The following is a 17,094-nucleotide window of genomic DNA, read 5'->3' on the forward strand; positions in this document are numbered from 1 at the left end:
TTGGGGGGGGCGCGCGGGCGGGGGGGGGGGGGGGGGGGGGGGGGGGGGGGGGCCCCCGGGGGGGGGGGGGGGGGGGCCCCGCCCCCGGCCCTGACCGGGGGTTTTCCCCCGGTCAGGTCGGAGGCGGGCCCCAGGGCCACCCGGCGCGATCCGGGTCATGATCATTCCACCGCCTGCGGAACACCGAACCGAGGAGTGACCAGCATGACCACCCACACGAAGCCGATCGGCCGACGGGGGCTGCTCGCCGTGACGACGGCGCTCGTCGCCACCGCCCTGCTCGCCCCGGCGGCCGCCGCCGCGCCCGCCGCCGGAGCGGGCTCCGGGTCCGCAGCCCCCGGCGCCACGGCGGTCGACGGCGCCACGGCGGTCGACGGCCGGCAGGCCGCCGCGATACGTGCGTTGGAACGCGCCGCCTACCCGCTGCGCTCGACGGAGCCCGGCGGCCGCACCACCGACCTCCGGCCGCTGGGCGCGATGGTCGCCGACGCCCGGGTGGTCGGCCTCGGCGAGGCCACCCACGGCTCGCACGAGTTCTTCGCCATGAAGGAGCGCGTCTTCCGCTACCTCGTCGAGGAGAAGGGCTTCACCACCTTCGCCCTGGAGATGAGCTGGACGGCCGGCCTGCGGATCGACGAGTACGTCCAGGGCGGCGCCGGCGACGCCCGCCGGGTGGCCGAGGAGACGCTCGCCGGATCCCCTTGGGAACGCGAGGAGTTCGTCAGCCTCATCACCTGGATGCGGCAGTACAACGACCGCCACCCCGGGCGGGGCGTCCACTTCATGGGCAACGACATCGGGGCGCCCAGGCTCGGCGACGCCGTCTTCGACAAGGTCGCCTCCCACGTCCGCGCGACCCACCCCCGGGACCTCGCGCGCCTGGAGGAGCTGTACGCGGGCCTGCGCCCCCTCGACGACGTCTTCGCCTACCTGGGCAAGCCCGTGGCCGAGCGGCGCCGCAACGCCGTCCTCGCCCAGCAGGCGCTCGACCTGGTCACCGCGAACAAGGGCGCCGGCGGCGACGCCTACGAGTGGGCCGAGCAGCACGCCCGCAACATCGCCCAGACCTTCGCCTTCGCCTCCCTCGACCTCTCCGACCCGGAGTCGGTCTCCGCCGCGGAGCACCTGCGCGACCAGGCCATGGCCGCGAACACCGTCTGGTGGCAGCAGCGCACCGGCGACCGGATGCTGCTGTCGGCGCACAACGGCCATGTGGGCTACCTGTCCAGCGACCCCGTGATGTACCCGACCACGCAGGGCGCCTACCTGCGCAACGCCCTCGGCCGGGGCTACACCGCCGTCGGCTTCACCTTCAACCAGGGGTCCTTCCTCACCGCGACCAGCCTCGGCAGCGCCTGGAACAAGGTCACCGTCCCCGCGGCCACGCCCGACATGCAGGAGTACACCCTGGACCGGGTCCGCCACCGCGACTTCTACCTCGACCTGCGCACCCTGCCGGCCGCGGGCCGCACCTGGCTCGACACCCCCCGCCCCGTCTACGAGGCCGGCTCCAGCTTCAGGAGCGACCCGCTGCCGACCCTCGCCGTCGGCCGGGCCTACGACGTCCTGGTCCACCTGCACCAGGTCCGCGAGGCCGTCGGACTCTGACCCGGCGCCGGGCGGCGGGAGACACGTTCTAGAGGCTGCGGGCGGTGACGTCGCCGCAGGAGGGCTACGCCGGCCCGGTCAGGCCCAGGGCCCCGGACCCGGTCACCGATCCCACGGAGGCGTACGCGTTCCGCCGACCGCACAGGTCGGCGGGGGATGCGCGCTGAGCGCAGGACCCGGGCGGCGCGCGGCACGACCGCCTGACGCGGCGCGCGGCTGCGCCCTGCGGATCTATGCCGGGTCGAAAGTCCAGACGAGCACCACCTGCCCGTCTTCCGGTGCGCCCCCGGCGCGGCCGTACGTCGCCAGTGCCGCCGCGTTGTCCTCGTCCGTGATCACCCACATGCCGTAGCAGTCGCGTTCGCGCGCCAGGTCTGCAAGCGCCGACGTCAGGGCCCGGCCGACACCGCACCCACGGAACGACTCGTCCACGCCCAGCTCGTACAGGAACATCTCGGTGCCCTTGTCCGGGTGTGTCATCTCGACTCCGGTGACCATCCCCGCCGGGACGCCGTCCACGTAGGCGATCAGGAGGTGATGGCGCTCGTCCGCGAGGAACCGCTCGGTCGCCCCCGGCCGAGGAAGCGAGTCGAACAAGTGCCCGGCGTCCTTGACGGCCTCGACGCGGGTGACGCGGCGGATCTCCATGCGGGGATCCTGACAGGTCTCGGCACGGAGGGCACCGGGTTCCCTCACTGGAGCCCTTCCGGCCCCGGTCTCTCTGTTCGGTCCACCGCCGCCCACCGCTCCGACGCGATCCGAAAAGGGAGACCCTAGTCGCCCCGTACGTCCCAGCAGGAGTCCACGCCGTCGGGTGCGGTGTCCGGCGCGGGCGCGGCGGGCGCGGGGGCCGGGGAGCAGGGCCGCGGGAGGGCGCGGCACGGGAGGGCCGGGTGCGGGAGGGCGGTCATGCGGGGTTCCCCCTGGGTGCGGTGCGGTCGCTGAGACGCCTGCCCGCACGGGCCGATGATCTTGGTGGCGCGCAACCCAGCATCACCGGGGCGCCCGGGGGGAGGCAATCGGGTTGCCGCGTCAACTTGCCGGCCCGGCCCGTCCCACGGCGCTGACCAGCGCTTTGGGACGGGAGGGCGGCCCCAGGTTGAGACGTCGGCGCCAGGGCTCCGCGCGCCGGCCGCCCCCGGACGGGACCGGGGACGGCCGGGCGGGGGTCAGGCCGTGCCGGTGAGGACCTCGCCGACCAGTTGGCGGGCCTCGTCCTGGACGCGGGCGAGGTGGTCGGGGCCGTGGAAGGACTCGGCGTAGATCTTGTAGACGTCCTCGGTGCCGGAGGGGCGGGCGGCGAACCAGGCGTTGGCGGTGCAGACCTTGATGCCGCCGATCGCGGCGCCGTTGCCGGGGGCCTCGGTCAGGACGGCGGTGACGGGCTCGCCGGCGAGTTCGTCGGCGCGGACCTGCTGCGGGGACAGCCGGGCGAGCAGGGCCTTCTGCTCGCGGTCGGCGGGGGCGTCGACGCGGGCGTAGGCGGGGGTGCCGAAGCGCTCGGTGAGGTCCCGGTAGTACTGGCTGGGGGTGCGGCCGGTGACGGCGGTGATCTCGGAGGCGAGCAGGGCCAGCAGGATGCCGTCCTTGTCGGTGGTCCACACCCCGCCGTCGCGGCGCAGGAAGGAGGCGCCGGCCGACTCCTCGCCGCCGAAGGCGATCGAGCCGTCGAGCAGGCCGTCGACGAACCACTTGAAGCCGACCGGGACCTCCAGCAGTTCGCGCTTGAGGTCGGCGGCGACGCGGTCGAGCATCGAGGAGGACACCAGGGTCTTGCCGACGGCCGCGTCGGCGGGCCACTGGTCGCGGTGGCGGTAGAGGTAGTCGACGGCGACGGCGAGGTAGTGGTTGGGGTTCATCAGCCCCCCGTCCGGGGTGACGATGCCGTGGCGGTCGGCGTCGGCGTCGTTGCCGGTGGCGATCGCGTACTGGTCGCGGCGCCCGATGAGGGAGGCCATCGCGGCGGGCGAGGAGCAGTCCATGCGGATCCGCCCGTCCCAGTCCAGCGTCATGAAGCGCCAGGTGGGGTCGGTCTGCGGGTTGACCACGGTCAGGTCGAGGCGGTGGGTCTCGGCGATCCGGCCCCAGTAGGCGACCGACGCGCCGCCCAGCGGGTCCGCGCCGATGCGCAGGCCCGCGCTGCGCACGGCGTCGAGGTCCAGGACGGAGGGCAGGTCCTCGACGTAGGCGGTGAGGTAGTCGTGGCGCCCGGTGGTGGGGGCGGCCAGGGCGCGGGCGTAGGGCACCCGCCGCACGCCGCGCAGGCCTTCGCGGATGAGGGCGTTGGCGCGGTCCTGGATCCAGCCGGTGGCCTCGGAGCCGGCCGGGCCGCCGTTGGGCGGGTTGTACTTGAAGCCGCCGTCGCGCGGCGGGTTGTGGGAGGGGGTCACCACGATGCCGTCGGCGGGGGCCTGCGGGTTGCGGCGGTTGTGGGCGAGGATCGCGTGGGAGACCGCCGGGGTCGGGGTGTAGCCGTCGGCGGCGTCGAGCAGCACGGTGACGCCGTTGGCGGCCAGCACCTCCACCGCGGTGGCCTTGGCGGGCTCGGACAGGGCGTGGGTGTCGGCACCCAGGAACAGCGGGCCGCCGATGCCCTGGGCGGCGCGGTACTCGCAGATCGCCTGGGTGGTGGCGGCGATGTGGTCCTCGTTGAACGCGGAGTCCAGGGAGGAGCCGCGGTGGCCGGAGGTGCCGAACGCCACCCGCTGGCCCGGCTCCTGCGGGTCCGGGTGCAGCGTGTAGTAGGCCGTCACCAGCCGTGCCACGTCCACCAGATCGTCGGGCTGCGCCGGCTGCCCGGCCCGTGCGTGTGCCATTGGTCCTCCACCGTTCTCGCTGCCGCGGCCCGTCCCCGCGGTCCGCCGGCCCCTGCGCGTGCTCGCAGATCGTAACCAGAACGCGACCGCGGGTTCGACGCGGGCCTCGCGACGCAGCAGCCCTCCGGGGGGCAGGCCGGCGGCGAGGCTGCAGGCCTGAAGGCCACCGCCGGATCCCCGGTAGGGCCGGGGATCCGGCCGGCCCCGTAGATTGGCTGCGGTATATACCGGTTGGACTGTGGGGAGTGTCGAATGACGGTGGAGGGGGGCGAGCTGTGCCGCCATTGCGGCGAGCCGATTGCCCGGCTCGACGATCAGCGGTGGGCACACGGGCGCCACGGTTTCGGAGAGTGGGGTTCGCGGGGGTGCCGCTCCTACAGCTTCACCCTGCACGGGGACTGGGATGAGCGTCTGACCCGAAGCGAGAACGCGCAGCCGCGGACCCGGGCCCAGTTGGCGGGCCGGGAGGAGTTCCCGTCGTGGCCGGGTCTTCAGCAGCGGAGGCTGGCGGCCGAACGCAAGGAGCGGGAGGCTGCGGCCCTGGCTGCGACTCGGTTCTCCGCTCCGCTCGCGCGAGCCGTGAAGGCTGCCGAGGCCGTTGTGGCGAACCCGGAGAACACCACGTTCAGGGCCTTGGAACGCAAGCGGGCTGCGCTGTGCCTGGCAATCGAGGAACAGGCTCGTAGGGGTGCCGAGCAGCAAGGGCACCACGTACTGCTCAGCGGGACGGTCAGGGAGGAGCTGTCCCGCCTGATGCAGCTGACCAAGGACCTGTTCGTCGCACTGCGGGCGGCAGAGGACCACCTGCCGCCCGCCGAGGCGCTGAAGGCCGCAGTGAGCCGCTACAGCGCACGCCTCGACCGGGCGGCCACCGAACGAAGTGCACAAGGCTATGACGACGGCTCCTACACAGAGCGCAGTTCGCTCCACGCCGCGCGCGAGCGCCTGGCCCGGCAGGCGCTCGGCCCTGACGGGTCCGCCGCGTAGGGGTGGTCGGCGATCCGACACCGCCCGGCCCCACGCGTCCGGTGGCGGGGATCGTCGACCGCTGCCGGCTCGTGTGCGCTGTCGCAGGGTCACGGTCAGCCGTCGCCATCCCCTGCCTGCGACGGGGCAACGCGCAGGAGACAGGCCAAGGCGTACTCGACCTCGGCGGCCTGCTCCCGGCCGAGCTTTTCGAGAAGCTTGCGCGCGATACCCTGCGGGTCCTGGAGCGGGATGGTCGTCTGGGCTTTGCGCCACCCTGCTTGGACTGCCGCGGAGTACGGACGGATCTCTCCCGCCTTCACCATGGCGTGGAGATCCGGCCTCTCCCGTTCGAGCCTTCTGACGATGGCCTCGACATTGTTCCCGGCCTTCCTCCTGCCCTCGGCCAATGACCCGTCGGGTTCGTCGCAATCACGCGTATCACGCGTGATTGCGACGAACTGCGGGTTTCCCCGCTTTCGCGGTGTCAGCTCGTAGAAGCGGGTGAGCAGGTCGATCCGTTCGTGGATGAGCCGTTCGACCAGATCGAGGTCGGCCCCCAGACCCTTGAGGGGAAGTGCGCGGATGAACTCCTCGAACTCGTCTTCGGTGTAGGTGACATGGTCCCCCAGCTGAGTGGTGAAATCCTGCCACCCTCCGCTGACGAGAAGCTCCTCCAGCAGTTTGGGCACAGTGCCCAGCGAAGCCGCTCCCGAACGCAGGGACGATCCGAGCGAAGCGACCAGCTGGCCGCTCTCTCGCCTGTCATCGGACATGGCGGGTCCTCCTGCGGTCGGCGGCGGCCTCCTGCTCAATGGCCGACGTCAGGAACTGAACGATCTTTTTCAGGGTGGGGATGGAGCACTGCGCCCGGTAGTCGAAGCGCTCGGCGAGCTCGCTGTTGATGGCCTTCTGCCGCTTGCCCCTGTACTCCGCGGTGTCCTGACCTGCCGCCCGCGCCTGCATTTGCGCGAGCCGGTAGACGCGCCTCTTCACCTCGTCGCGAAGCATCTGCTTCTTGCGGAACTTCGGCGGTTCGGGTGGCGCGGCGGGCACTGTGACGCCCAGCGCCTGGGCGAGTACACCCTTGGACTCCAGGACGGAGAGGATCTGTCGCGTCCAGGTTGTGGGGACACCTCCGTCCCGGCACAGTTGCTCCCCTGGCAGGTAGACCGCCGACGACACTCCCACGCCCCGCCGGTCTGACTGGTAGAACTCGGCGGACCCCACCTCGACGGTCTGCTCGAACGGCAGTGTGCCCTGGTCACCGATCAGGGCAGCACCATCGTGGAGAGGGCCGCGGGCAGCCGTATCAGGGCACGGCTCGACGGGCCCGGCCTGCGCAGGCAGCATCGCGCCTTCTACGGCTGCGGTTTCTCCTCCCGGGGCGCCTCCGTGGAATCCATGCCCGTCGAGTTCGTCGTCCTCCAGGTCCACGGCCATGGAAAAGTCTCGAAGCTGTTGCTCGATGTCGGCAGCGTTCTCCATGAACACGGAGACAGCCGGAATGATGACATGCGCATCGAATTCCGTTCCGCACCCCTTTCGGACCCTCACGAACCTCCCCACGAACTGGCGGAAGTAGAGCGGGGTCTTCCAGCGGCTCAGGTAGCAGCCGACCATCAGGCGCGGAACGTCGACGCCTTCGGAAACCATCCGGATCGCCACGAGCCACATCCTGGAGCCGTCCTGGCGGAACGCGTCGAGCAGTTCCACGGGATCGTCCCGCTCGCTGGTCACGAGTGTGGGCTTCTGGCCGCTGATGCGCTCCAGGATCCTGCCGATGGCCTCGGCCGTTTCGTGCCGGTCGGTAACGACCAGGCCTCCGGCGTCCGGCACATCCCGGCGGCGTTCCATCAGCAGTTCATGCGCACGGGCGAGCAGGCCCGGGGTCCAGGGCTGGTCCGGATCGAAGACCACGTCGAACATCTTGCCCAGCTTCGGGCCTTTGCCCTTGTCACGGAGGCTCACGGTGACTTCGGTCATGACGTCCCGATACCGCAGCTCGGCGTCGTAGGAGTGGAATTCCGCCGCGCGGCAGACACCGTCAGCGACCGCGTAACCGTACTCGTAGGCGACGTCGACCTCGACCTCGCCGGTGATGGGGTCGTAGGTGCACCAGGGGATTCTGGCGTCGTCTGAGCGCCACGGCGTGCCGGTGAGCATGAGGATGCGTTCGGCACCATCCGTGGCACTGAAGGTGCCCGCTCCCCACGCCTTCTTGTCCCCGAGGTGGTGCACCTCGTCATGGATGACGATCGTGCGGTTCGCGGTGATCGCCTTCCGTGCCCACTCCGCGCCGTCTCCGGCGGCCATCTGCGAGTAGGTGGCAACGAAGCCGTCGAACTCCCAGTCCTCGTAATCGGCCGACTCCTTGACCGGAATGAGGTCCAGGCCGAAGTCAGCCGCAGCCGCGGCCCACTGCTGCCGCAGGTTGTCCGAAGGAACGAACACGGAGATCTTGTCGACGACACCCATCTCCTTCAGCCTCGAGGCCACGGCCAAGGCGAAGATGGTCTTTCCCGCACCGGGAGTGAGCATGGCCAGCCACGTACGCTTGCGATCGGCCATGTACTGGTCGAACGCCTCACGCTGGCAGTTCCTCAGCTCTGGCAGTGGCACGACCCGCGCTCCTTTCAGCAGTTTTCAACGAGAGCGTGTCGTCGGCCCGTCGACGATGCCGCCCCCGGCCGACCACGGTGTGCGATCCCCGTGCGCCGGCGGCGGCCAAGCCGCGCTGCACGGTCACCAGATGGATCGGTCTCGAACATCCTCGGCCGAGGTGCCGGTGCTCCTCTACGCCGCGCCGATAGATCCACACTTTCGAGCGAGCGACCGATCCCCGAGTTCACGGCTGCCGAGGCGGGCGGTGAACGCGGCGCGGCGGCCTCCACCGGTGGGGTGGAGGCCGCCGCGTCGCGCTCGGCCGGTGGGGGCGGGTGGGGTCAGCCGCGGCCGGCGCTCTTCTGGGTGCGGCGGGAGACGGAGTCCAGGACGACCGCGGCGAGCAGGACCGCGCCGGTGATCATGTACTGGATGGCCTGGGCGGCGTGGACCATGTCCAGGCCGGTGGTGATCGACTGGATGACCAGGATGCCGAGCAGCGCCGACCAGGTCTTGCCGCGGCCGCCGAAGAGGCTGGTGCCGCCGATGACGGCGGCGGCGATGGCGCTCATCAGGACGTTGCCGCCGCCGAGGGTCTTGTCGGCGGAGCCCTGCTGGGAGGCGATGAACAGGCCGCCCAGGCCGGCCAGGCCGGCGGAGATCATGAACACCGAGATGCGCACCCAGGCGACGTTGATGCCGGCCCGGCGGGCGGCCTCGATGCCGCCGCCGACGGCGAAGATCTGGCGGCCGTAGGAGGTGCGGCGCAGGACGAAGTCGGTCAGGACGACGACGCCCAGCAGGACGACCAGCGGCAGCGGCAGGCCGCTGTCCTGGTTGAGGGTGTAGGCGCCGACCAGGGCCAGGACGGCGAGGGCGCCGGTGCGCAGCGCGATCTCGCCCGTCGGGCGGGCGGGCAGGCCGGCGGCGGTGCGGCGGCGGGCGTCCAGCAGCTGGCCGGCCAGGAAGAGGCCGATGGCCAGGACCGCGAGCAGCCAGGCGTAGAGGACGTCGCCGTCGCCGAGGAAGTAGGTGTCCAGGTTGGCGACGACGCCGTCGTTGAGGTTGTTGACGGTGCCGAGCTTGCCGAGGACGTAGTCCTGCAGGCCGCTCCAGGCGAGCATGCCGGCCAGGGTGACGACGAAGGCGGGCACGCCGATGCGGGCGAAGAAGAAGCCGTGCAGGGCGCCCATCGCGACGGCGGTGGCCAGGGCGATGAGGATCGCCAGCCATTCGGGCAGGCCCTGGCGTACCGCGAGGACGGAGGTGACGGCGGCGCAGACGCCGGCGACGGAGCCCAGCGAGAGGTCGATCTCGCCCAGCAGCAGGACGAAGACGACGCCCACCGAGATCAGGCCGGCGCCCGCGATCCACTTGGTGATGTTGGTGAGGTTGTCGGCCTGGAGGAAGTGGCCGGTGACGCTCTGGAAGATGACGGCGATCAGGACCAGGCCGATGACGACGGGCAGCGAGCCGAGGTCGCCGCTCCTGATCCGGCGGCTGAACTCCTCGACGTAGCCGGCGACTCCGCCGGAGCGCACCAGCAGGCGCGGGTCCGCGGCGGGGGCCGCGGGGGCGGGGGTGCCGGGGGTGGCGGGGGTGGTCTGGCTGGTGCTCACTTCGCGTCCTCCGCGATACGTGCCTGACGCCGGGTGACGGCGTTGTCGGTGGCGCCGGTGATGGCGGAGACGATCTCCTCGTGGGTGGTGCCGGCGACGGGGAAGACGCCGTTGTTGCGGCCCAGGCGCAGGACCGCGACGGTGTCGGCGACGGCCTTGACGTCGGCCATGTTGTGGCTGATGAGGATGACGCCGAGGCCGCGTTCGCGCAGCCGCTCGACCAGGTCGAGGACCTGGGCGGTCTGCTCGACGCCGAGGGCGGCGGTGGGCTCGTCGAGGATGACGATCCGCGGGTCGCCGACCAGGGCGCGGGCGATCGCGACGACCTGGCGCTGGCCGCCGGACAGGGCGGCGATGGGGATTCGCACGCTGGGGATGCGGATGGACAGGGTGTCCAGGAGCTCCTTGGCGCGCCGCTCCATGGCGACCTCGTCGAGGGTGCCGAAGCGGCGCAGCTCGCGGCCGAGGAAGAGGTTGGCGACGACGTCGAGGTTGTCGCACAGGGCGAGGTCCTGGTAGACGGTCGCGATGCCGAGGGCCTGGGCGTCCTGGGGGCGGGTCAGGCGGACGGGGCGGCCGTCCCACTCGATGACGCCCTCGTCGATGGGGTGCACGCCGGCGATCGTCTTGACGAGGGTGGACTTGCCGGCGCCGTTGTCGCCGACGAGGGCGACGACCTCTCCGGCGCCGACCTCCAGGTGGACGTCGGTCAGGGCCTGGACGGCGCCGAAGCGCTTGGAGACCGCGCGCAGCGCCAGTACGGGTGCGCCTGTCACGTGAACCATCTCCTGCGGGGGTAGGACGGGCGGCGGACGGTTCGGTCCGCGGCCGGGCGGTGAAGGGGTGTCGGGGGCAAGGCGGGGGCGGGGCAGGGCGGGGCTCCGCCCGGCGCTCCCCGGGTGGGGGGAGCGCCGGGCGCGGTGCCTGGGGCCGGCTGCTTCGGTGCCGGTTACTTGATGCCGGCGGCGGTGCAGGCGGCGGCGTAGTCGGCGGTGCAGATGTCGGCGGCCTTGTAGAGGCCGTCGGCGATCACGGTGTCGTTGATGTTGGCCTTGGTGACGACCTTGGGCTCCAGCAGCTTGGCGGGCACGCCCTTGTCGGTGTCGCTGTCGATGGAGGCGGTGGCGACGGCCTTGACGTCCTTGCCCTGCAGGAGGTTGACGGCCAGCTCGGCGGCGCTGTCGGCGAGCGGCTTGTAGGCCTTGTAGATGCTGTAGGCCTGGTCGCCGGAGACGATGCGCTGGACGGCGTCGAGGCCGGCGTCCTGGCCGCCGACCGGCACGGTGATGCCCGCGGCCTTGAGCTGGGTGATGATCGCGCCGGCCATGCCGTCGTTGGCGGAGTAGACGGCCTGGAAGCCGTCCTTGCCGAGCTGGGTGATGGCGGCGCCGGTCTTCTGGCCGGCGACGGTGGGCTTCCACTCACCGGACTGCTCGTAGACGACCTTCTTGACCTTGCCGTCGAGGACCTTGTGCGCGCCGGCCTTGAACTGGGCGGCGTTCGGGTCGGCCTCGTCGCCGTTGATCATGACGATGTTGGCGTCGGCGGCCTTGGCGCCGAGCGCGTCGAGCAGGGCCTGGCCCTGGAGCTCGCCGACCTTCTGGTTGTCGAAGGAGACGTAGGCGGAGACGGGGCCGGAGGCCAGGCGGTCGTAGGCGACGACCTTGACGCCCTTGGCGGCGGCCTCCTTGACCCAGGACTGGGTCGACTTGGCGTCGAAGGCGTCCAGGATGATCACCTTCACGCCCTGCGTGATGAGGGTGTCGAACTGCTGCTTCTGCTTGGCGGCGCTGCCCTCGGCGTTGCTGTACTGCACCTTGCAGTCGGGGCAGAGCGCGGCGACCTTGGCCTGGATGAACGGCCGGTCGAAGGACTCGTAGCGGGTGGAGGATGCGTTCTCCGGAAGCAGCAGGCCGATGGACTTGGTGTCCCCGGAGCCCGCGCTCTCCTTCTTGTCGCCGCCGGCCTTGCCGCAGGCGGCCATGGACAGGGCCATCGAGACCGCGGCGGTGCCGATGAGGGCGCGACGCATCGTTGCGTTCATGTGGGGGGTGCCTCCCTGACGTTGCCGCAGCGGTGCGGCGGGGTGGGAGGAGTTAACCCGGATGCGTCAGCTGTCGTCAATAAGTAAAACCAAGACCTGCAAAATGTGGACGATTTCGTTATCTTCCTGAACGCATGATGCCCCTGGGGCTGTCTGGGCGGCGGGGGCCCGGCGACAACCCCGCAGGCGGCGGCGGTCTCGGCCGCAAGTCATGGCGGTGCGGGGGCGCGGACGCGGCGATCTGCCCTGCCTTTGCTGGAGCATGACACTTCATCAGGTTTAGGCCCGGCCCGCACGGGGCAGGACGGCGGGGGCGGAAAACCCTTTGCCGGGCGATCTTCGGTGCCATATAAAATGTCACATGCTTCAAACTGAGAGAGTCGCGCTGCGCGCCCGCCACGACGAGGACATCCCCGTCCTGCAGGCCGAGTTGTACAACGACATCGCCACCCGCTCGCGCGCGGACACCCGCCCCTGGCTGCCGATCCCGCCGGGGGCGCCCTCCCCCTACGCGGTGGCCGACGCCCCCGCCGACGTCGCGTTCTTCTCCGTGGTCGACACCGCCACCGGGGAGCTGGCGGGCGAGGCGCTGCTGTGGGGCGTCGACACCCACAACCGCACCGCCCACCTCGGCCTGGCGCTGCGGCCCGCCTTCCGGGGCCGGGGGCTGGCCGGCGAGGCGCTCACCGTCCTGTGCCGCTACGGCTTCACCGTGCGCGGCCTCAACCGCCTCCAGGTCGACACCCTGGCCGACAACCTGGCGATGGTCGCCGCCGCGAGGCGCGCCGGCTTCGCCCTGGAGGGGACGCTGCGCCGCTCCGCCTGGGTCTGCGGCGCCTTCGAGGACGAGGTGGTCCTCGGGCTGCTCGCCGAGGAGTGGCGCGCCGACCGGCCCGCGGACGTGTGGACCGGCGGACAGCCGGCCGGGCAGACCGGGCAGGCCGGGCAGGCGCAGTAACGGCGGCGGCGCTCTCGCGCTGCCGCGGGACCGGGACCGGGCCGGCCGGCGGGCGGCCCGGCCCCGGGTTCACCGCGAGCTGTCGCGCACCACGAGCTCGGCCGCCAGCACCAGCCCGGCGTCCGCCGCCGCCCGCCCGCGCACCTGCGCCAGCAGCACCCGCACCAGCGCCGCGGCGATCGCCCGCAGCGGCAGGCGCACCGAGGTCAGCGCGGGGTGCAGGTGACGGCACAGCGGGGTGTCGTGGAAGCCGGTGACCGCGACGTCGCCGCCGAGCGCCGCTCCCCCCACCGTCAGGCCCTCCGCGCGCACGGCCTCGTAGACGTCCAGGGCCGGCAGGTCGGATCCGGCCGCCACCGCCGTGGGCCGCTGCGCACCGCGCAGCAGTGCCCGCAGCGCGGCGACGGCCGGCGCGCCCGGCGCCGCGGGCGGGGGCGAGAGCACCTCCAGGCCCAGCCGGCGCGCCTCGGCGAGGAAGCCCTCGCGGCGCGCCGCCAGCCACGGCAGGTCCGCCGCCGGGGAGGCGAAGGCGACCCGCCGGTGGCCGAGCGCCGCCAGGTGCCGGGCCACCTCGGCCATCGCGGCGCCGTTGTCGATGTCCACCCAGTGCTGCGGCTGCTGCGCCCCGGTGCGGCCGAAGGCGGCGAAGGGCACGCCCGCCCGGGCGACGTGGGCGATCCGGGCGTCCTCCTCCAGCACGTCCGCCAGGACCAGCCCGTCCACCTGGCGGGCCGCCACCAGGTCGTCGATCGCCGCCCGGGCGTCGCGGGCGCCCGGCGGCGGGCGGAAGAGCAGCACCCGGTGGCCCTCGGCGCCCGCCGCGTCCACCAGGGCCTCCAGGAAGCCGGCCATCAGCGGGTTGGGGTCGAAGGGGTCGTCCACCGGGGCGAGGTAGCCGATGGTGCGCCGCTCGCCGGTGCGCAGCGAGCGGGCGGACTGGTCGGGGCGGTAGCCGAGGCGGTCGATGGCGGCGGTGACCCGGGCGAGGGTGTCGGGGCGGACGCGGTGGGGGGCGTTGAGGGTGTTGGAGACGGTCTGGCGGGACACGCCGGCCGCGCGGGCGACCTCCTCGATGGTGGTGGCGGCGCGGCGCGGCGGGCGCGGTCCCTGGGTCATCGGTGCTCCGGTGGGTGGCTGGGCTGGGCGTGTGGTGTGCATCCTGCCTGGCCCGGGGTGCCGGGGCCCGTTGCGGGGCGGGGTGTCGGGTGCGGGTGGGCTGCGGGGTCGGGTGCGGGTGCGGGTGGGGTGCGGGGTCGGCGGGGGTCGGCGGGGTCAGCCCTTCGTGGCGCCGGCCAGCAGGCCGGAGATGAACTGCCGCTGGAGGACCAGGAAGAGGACCATCATGGGCAGGGTCGACAGGGCGGTGCCGGTGAGGATCGCGCCGTAGTCGGTGGTGCTCTCGTTGCCGTGGAGGGTGGCCAGGGCGACCGGCAGGGTGTGCATCTCGGGGCTGCGCAGGGCGATCAGCGGCCAGACGAACTGGTTCCAGGAGCCGAGGAAGAGGAAGATCGCCAGGGCGGCCAGGACGGGTCGCATGACCGGGACGACCACGCTCCACAGCACCCGCAACTCCCCTGCGCCGTCCACCCGGGCGGCGTCCAGGAGTTCGTCGGGCATGCCGTCCAGTGCCTGGCGCATCAGGAAGATCGCGAAGGGCACGCACAGGCCCGGCAGGACGACGGCCTGGTAGCTGTCGAGCAGGCCGAAGGACATCATCATCTTGAACAGCGGTACCAGCATGACCTGTTCCGGCACCACCAGGGTGGAGAGCAGGAGGGCGAACAGCACGGTGCGCCCGCGGAAGCGGAACTTGGCGAAGGCGTAGCCGGCGAGCAGGGCGACGACCAGCGCGCCGGCGGTCTGGAGTGCGGAGATGGCCAGGGAGTTGAAGACCACGCGGCCCAGGCCGATCTTGGCCTGGAGGCGGTCGAGGTTGTCGCCGAGGTGGCCGCCGGGCAGCAGTTTGGGCGGCCAGGCGAAGATCTCGACGCCCTGGCGGGTGGCGGCCAGCACCAGCCAGGAGAAGGGGCCGACGGACAGGCCGGTGGCGGCCGCCAGGACCATGGTCAGCGGCCAGCCGCGCAGTCGCCGGCGCAGGGGTGCGGGGGCGGTGGCGGTGGGGGGTTCGGGGGCGGGGGGTGCGGGGGTCGGGGGCGCGGCGGTGGCGCTCAACGGCGTTCTCCCATCAGGCGCATCTGGACCGCGCCGAGCACCGACACGAGCAGGGTGAGCGCGTAGGCGATGGCGGAGGCGTAGCCGAAGTCGAAGTAGCGGAAGCCGTTCATGTACAGGTACATCGAGACGGTGAGGGTGGCGTTGTCCGGGCCGCCGTGGGTCAGGACGTAGGGCTCGTCGAAGAGTTGGAGGGTGCCGATGGTGGAGAGCACGACCGTGAACAGCAGGACGGGGCGCAGTGCGGGCACGGTGACGGAGCGAAAGCGGCGCAGCGCTCCGGCGCCGTCCATCATGGCGGCCTCGTAGAGCTCTTTGGGGATGCCCTGCAGGCCGGCCAGGTAGATGACGGCGTTGTAGCCGGTGTAGTGCCAGGTGAGGACGAGGACGACGGCCATCTGGGCCCAGAAGGGGCTGCCGAGCCAGTCCACGGCGGGCAGGCCGAGCGTCTTCAGGAGGTGGTTGACCGCGCCGTCCTTGGTGTTGAGGAGGAAGGCGAACATGACGCCGGTGGCGACGAGTCCGGTGACGGCGGGCATGAAGACGCCCAGGCGCCACACGGTGCGCCAGCGCACCAGGGCGGAGTTGAGGGCGACGGCCATGCCGAGCGCGAGGGCGAGCATCAGCGGGACCTGGACGGCGAGGATGCGGGCGGTGTTGCGCAGGGCGGTCCAGAACAGCGGGTCGTGCAGCAGGCGGCGGTAGTTGGCCGCTCCGGCGCCGTGGGTGGCGGCGCCGGATCCGGTGGTCAGGGACAGCAGGAAGGAGGAGACGATCGGGTAGGCCTTGAAGGCGGCGAAGGTGGCGAGGGCGGGTGCGAGCAGGAGGTAGGGCAGGGCCTTGCGGCGCAGTCGGGCGCGGCGGTGGGCGGCCGGGAGGGGGGTGCGGGTGGCGCCGGGTGCGGGGGCGGGCGGGGCGGTGGTGGTGGTCATGCGAGGGGGCGTCCGGTCTGCTGGGCGAGCTGCTTAGCGGCGTCCTGGAGTGCGGTGGCGGGGTCGGTGCCCTTGACGAGGACCTTGACCTGGACGTCGCCGGCGAGCTTGAGGGCCCGGGCGTAGTCGCCGGAGTAGTTGGTGGCGTCGGCGCCTTCGGTGAGCAGGTCGGCGAAGGTCTTCAGGACGGGCTGGCCGCCGTAGAAGGCGCTGGGCGCGGCGAAGACGGGGTCGCTGTAGGCGGCGCTGAGGGCGGGGAAGACGCCGCCGGCGGCGAACATGGCGTTCATCGGGGCGGGGCGGGTCAGGGCGTACTCGACGAACTTCCAGGCGGCGACGCGGCGGGGGCTGGAGGCGGCGACGGCCAGGTTGGTGGAGTTGACGATGGCGGCGCGCTTGCCGCCGGGGGTGACCGCCGGGGGCCGGGCCAGGCGCCAGTTGCCGCTCTGGTCGGGGAACTTGGTCTCCAGGTAGTGCGCGGCCCAGGCGGCCAGGGGGGCGACGGCGACCTTGTTGTCCTTCACCAGGTTGGACCAGCCGTGGTCGCCGGCGGAGTCGGCGACCAGTCCGGCCTCGTCCAGGCGCTTGAGGACGGTCATCGCCTTGACGGCCTGCGGGGAGGAGAGGGTGATGTCGCCCTTGAGGTTGAAGTAGAAGCCGCCCTGCAGCTGCATCAGCGCCTGGAGGAAGTTGACGTCGACGTCGGGGGTGCCGGGCTTGTTGATGCCGAGCAGGGCGACGCCGGGGTTGGCGGCCTTGAAGCGGTCGGCGACGGCGATCAGGTCGTCCCAGGTGGCTATGGACTCCGGGTCGAGGCCGGCCTTGTCGAAGAGGTCCTTGCGGTAGAAGAAGCCGAGGGGGTTGACCTCCCAGGGCAGGGCGTAGGCGTGGCCGTCCTTGCCGCTGACGGTGGGCCACAGGCCCTGGACGAACTTGTCCTTGTGGGCGTCGGCGCCCAGGGCGGAGAGGTCGGCGAGGCCGCCGGGGAACTTCTCCAGGTAGCCGGGCAGGTAGTCGCAGCCGATGTGCAGGACGTCGGCCAGGCCCTGGCCGCCGGCGGCGAGCCCGACGGTGATCTTGTCCCAGATGGCGGGTTCGCCGACGTCCTGGACGTCGACCTTGATCCCGGGGTTGTCCTTCTCGAAGGCCGGGACGACGGCGCGCAGCGCGGTGGCGGCGGAGGTCCAGGACCAGACGGTGACGGTGCCGGTGGCGCCGTCACCGCCGGCGGTGCCCGCGGAGTCGGAGCCGGAGCAGGCGGACAGGGCGCCGCCCGCGGTCAGGGCCAACAGTCCTGCTCCGGAGGCGCGCAGGAGGTCGCGGCGGGAAAGGTGTGACATGGCATTCCTTCCTGAGGGGTGGTGCGGGTCGGTTC

The 17,094-nt window shown here is 72.3% G+C and carries 15 protein-coding genes; 3 read left to right on the forward strand and 12 right to left on the reverse strand.

All coding sequences use genetic code 11. The features are described 5' to 3' along the window. Positions 1–204 precede the first annotated feature (204 nt). The gene (locus ACIGZJ_RS31280) at positions 205–1,608 is read left to right on the forward strand and encodes an erythromycin esterase family protein (protein ID WP_396460433.1); all 1,404 of its coding nucleotides are present in this window, start codon (positions 205–207) and stop codon (positions 1,606–1,608) included. 231 nt (positions 1,609–1,839) lie between these two features. Here ACIGZJ_RS31280 and ACIGZJ_RS31285 read toward each other — a convergent pair whose 3' ends face one another. The 3 genes from ACIGZJ_RS31285 to pgm all read right to left on the reverse strand — a co-directional run bounded on the left by ACIGZJ_RS31285 (position 1,840) and on the right by pgm (position 4,424). Further along, a complete protein-coding gene (locus tag ACIGZJ_RS31285; protein ID WP_396460434.1) occupies positions 1,840–2,256 on the reverse strand; it encodes a GNAT family N-acetyltransferase in 417 nt (138 codons plus the stop codon). Between the two features lie 125 nt (positions 2,257–2,381). Beyond that, complete coding sequence (locus ACIGZJ_RS31290; protein ID WP_396460435.1) at positions 2,382–2,519, reverse strand: hypothetical protein; 138 nt, start codon at positions 2,517–2,519, stop codon at positions 2,382–2,384. A 258-nt stretch (positions 2,520–2,777) separates the two neighbouring features. After that, positions 2,778–4,424, reverse strand: coding sequence for a phosphoglucomutase (alpha-D-glucose-1,6-bisphosphate-dependent) (pgm, locus tag ACIGZJ_RS31295; RefSeq protein ID WP_396460436.1), 1,647 nt, complete (start codon positions 4,422–4,424; stop codon positions 2,778–2,780). Positions 4,425–4,676: 252 nt separating this feature from the next. Here pgm and ACIGZJ_RS31300 point away from each other — a divergent pair, with 252 nt between their 5' ends. Beyond that, on the forward strand, positions 4,677–5,411 hold the full coding sequence (locus tag ACIGZJ_RS31300) for a hypothetical protein (RefSeq protein WP_396460437.1): 735 nt from the start codon (positions 4,677–4,679) through the stop codon (positions 5,409–5,411). Positions 5,412–5,506: 95 nt separating this feature from the next. Here the strand turns inward: ACIGZJ_RS31300 and ACIGZJ_RS31305 are convergent, their stop codons facing one another. From ACIGZJ_RS31305 to ACIGZJ_RS31325, 5 genes are all read right to left on the reverse strand, one after another. Continuing rightward, positions 5,507–6,166: a hypothetical protein gene (locus tag ACIGZJ_RS31305; RefSeq protein ID WP_396460438.1), complete on the reverse strand. Its 660-nt coding sequence runs from the start codon at positions 6,164–6,166 to the stop codon at positions 5,507–5,509. Then, positions 6,156–8,012 carry a DEAD/DEAH box helicase gene (locus tag ACIGZJ_RS31310; RefSeq protein WP_396460440.1) on the reverse strand — a complete coding sequence of 619 codons (1,857 nt, stop codon included), beginning with the start codon at positions 8,010–8,012 and terminating at the stop codon, positions 6,156–6,158. The genes ACIGZJ_RS31305 and ACIGZJ_RS31310 overlap by 11 nt, the downstream gene beginning before the upstream one ends. A 323-nt stretch (positions 8,013–8,335) precedes the next feature. After that, positions 8,336–9,613: a sugar ABC transporter permease gene (locus ACIGZJ_RS31315; RefSeq protein WP_396460441.1), complete on the reverse strand. Its 1,278-nt coding sequence runs from the start codon at positions 9,611–9,613 to the stop codon at positions 8,336–8,338. Further along, entirely contained in the window at positions 9,610–10,398 is a 789-nt protein-coding gene (locus tag ACIGZJ_RS31320; protein ID WP_387944059.1) for an ATP-binding cassette domain-containing protein, read from the reverse strand. The genes ACIGZJ_RS31315 and ACIGZJ_RS31320 overlap by 4 nt, the downstream gene beginning before the upstream one ends. A 164-nt stretch (positions 10,399–10,562) precedes the next feature. Beyond that, positions 10,563–11,657, reverse strand: a complete 1,095-nt coding sequence (locus tag ACIGZJ_RS31325; protein WP_396460442.1) for a sugar ABC transporter substrate-binding protein — start codon at positions 11,655–11,657, stop codon at positions 10,563–10,565. A 361-nt stretch (positions 11,658–12,018) separates the two neighbouring features. On the opposite strand from ACIGZJ_RS31325, the gene ACIGZJ_RS31330 reads away from it, so the two are divergent. After that, the gene (locus tag ACIGZJ_RS31330) at positions 12,019–12,615 is read left to right on the forward strand and encodes a GNAT family N-acetyltransferase (protein ID WP_396460443.1); all 597 of its coding nucleotides are present in this window, start codon (positions 12,019–12,021) and stop codon (positions 12,613–12,615) included. A gap of 69 nt (positions 12,616–12,684) precedes the next feature. Here the strand turns inward: ACIGZJ_RS31330 and ACIGZJ_RS31335 are convergent, their stop codons facing one another. From ACIGZJ_RS31335 to ACIGZJ_RS31350, 4 genes are all read right to left on the reverse strand, one after another. Continuing rightward, a complete protein-coding gene (locus ACIGZJ_RS31335) occupies positions 12,685–13,731 on the reverse strand; it encodes a LacI family DNA-binding transcriptional regulator (protein ID WP_396460444.1) in 1,047 nt (348 codons plus the stop codon). Between the two features lie 156 nt (positions 13,732–13,887). Continuing rightward, on the reverse strand, positions 13,888–14,787 hold the full coding sequence (locus tag ACIGZJ_RS31340) for a carbohydrate ABC transporter permease (RefSeq protein WP_396460445.1): 900 nt from the start codon (positions 14,785–14,787) through the stop codon (positions 13,888–13,890). Continuing rightward, on the reverse strand, positions 14,784–15,719 hold the full coding sequence (locus ACIGZJ_RS31345) for a carbohydrate ABC transporter permease (RefSeq protein ID WP_396460446.1): 936 nt from the start codon (positions 15,717–15,719) through the stop codon (positions 14,784–14,786). The genes ACIGZJ_RS31340 and ACIGZJ_RS31345 overlap by 4 nt, the downstream gene beginning before the upstream one ends. Then, entirely contained in the window at positions 15,716–17,059 is a 1,344-nt protein-coding gene (locus ACIGZJ_RS31350) for an ABC transporter substrate-binding protein (protein WP_396460447.1), read from the reverse strand. The genes ACIGZJ_RS31345 and ACIGZJ_RS31350 overlap by 4 nt, the downstream gene beginning before the upstream one ends. Between the last annotated feature and the right edge of the window lie 35 nt (positions 17,060–17,094).

The sequence above is a fragment of the Kitasatospora sp. NPDC052868 genome (genome assembly GCF_044547105.1).
Taxonomy (GTDB): Bacteria; Actinomycetota; Actinomycetes; order Streptomycetales; family Streptomycetaceae; genus Kitasatospora.

What these genes read in the sequence shown, in the direction of transcription:
- ACIGZJ_RS31330 (WP_396460443.1), top strand. Translation starts at nt 12,019, where the DNA reads ATGCTTCAAACTGAGAGAGTCGCGCTGCGCGCCCGCCACGACGAGGAC.
- pgm (WP_396460436.1), bottom strand. Translation starts at nt 4,424, where the DNA reads ATGGCACACGCACGGGCCGGGCAGCCGGCGCAGCCCGACGATCTGGTG.
- ACIGZJ_RS31320 (WP_387944059.1), bottom strand. Translation starts at nt 10,398, where the DNA reads ATGGTTCACGTGACAGGCGCACCCGTACTGGCGCTGCGCGCGGTCTCC.
- ACIGZJ_RS31285 (WP_396460434.1), bottom strand. Translation starts at nt 2,256, where the DNA reads ATGGAGATCCGCCGCGTCACCCGCGTCGAGGCCGTCAAGGACGCCGGG.
- ACIGZJ_RS31305 (WP_396460438.1), bottom strand. Translation starts at nt 6,166, where the DNA reads ATGTCCGATGACAGGCGAGAGAGCGGCCAGCTGGTCGCTTCGCTCGGA.
- ACIGZJ_RS31300 (WP_396460437.1), top strand. Translation starts at nt 4,677, where the DNA reads ATGACGGTGGAGGGGGGCGAGCTGTGCCGCCATTGCGGCGAGCCGATT.
- ACIGZJ_RS31345 (WP_396460446.1), bottom strand. Translation starts at nt 15,719, where the DNA reads ATGACCACCACCACCGCCCCGCCCGCCCCCGCACCCGGCGCCACCCGC.
- ACIGZJ_RS31350 (WP_396460447.1), bottom strand. Translation starts at nt 17,059, where the DNA reads ATGTCACACCTTTCCCGCCGCGACCTCCTGCGCGCCTCCGGAGCAGGA.
- ACIGZJ_RS31280 (WP_396460433.1), top strand. Translation starts at nt 205, where the DNA reads ATGACCACCCACACGAAGCCGATCGGCCGACGGGGGCTGCTCGCCGTG.
- ACIGZJ_RS31325 (WP_396460442.1), bottom strand. Translation starts at nt 11,657, where the DNA reads ATGAACGCAACGATGCGTCGCGCCCTCATCGGCACCGCCGCGGTCTCG.
- ACIGZJ_RS31290 (WP_396460435.1), bottom strand. Translation starts at nt 2,519, where the DNA reads ATGACCGCCCTCCCGCACCCGGCCCTCCCGTGCCGCGCCCTCCCGCGG.
- ACIGZJ_RS31335 (WP_396460444.1), bottom strand. Translation starts at nt 13,731, where the DNA reads ATGACCCAGGGACCGCGCCCGCCGCGCCGCGCCGCCACCACCATCGAG.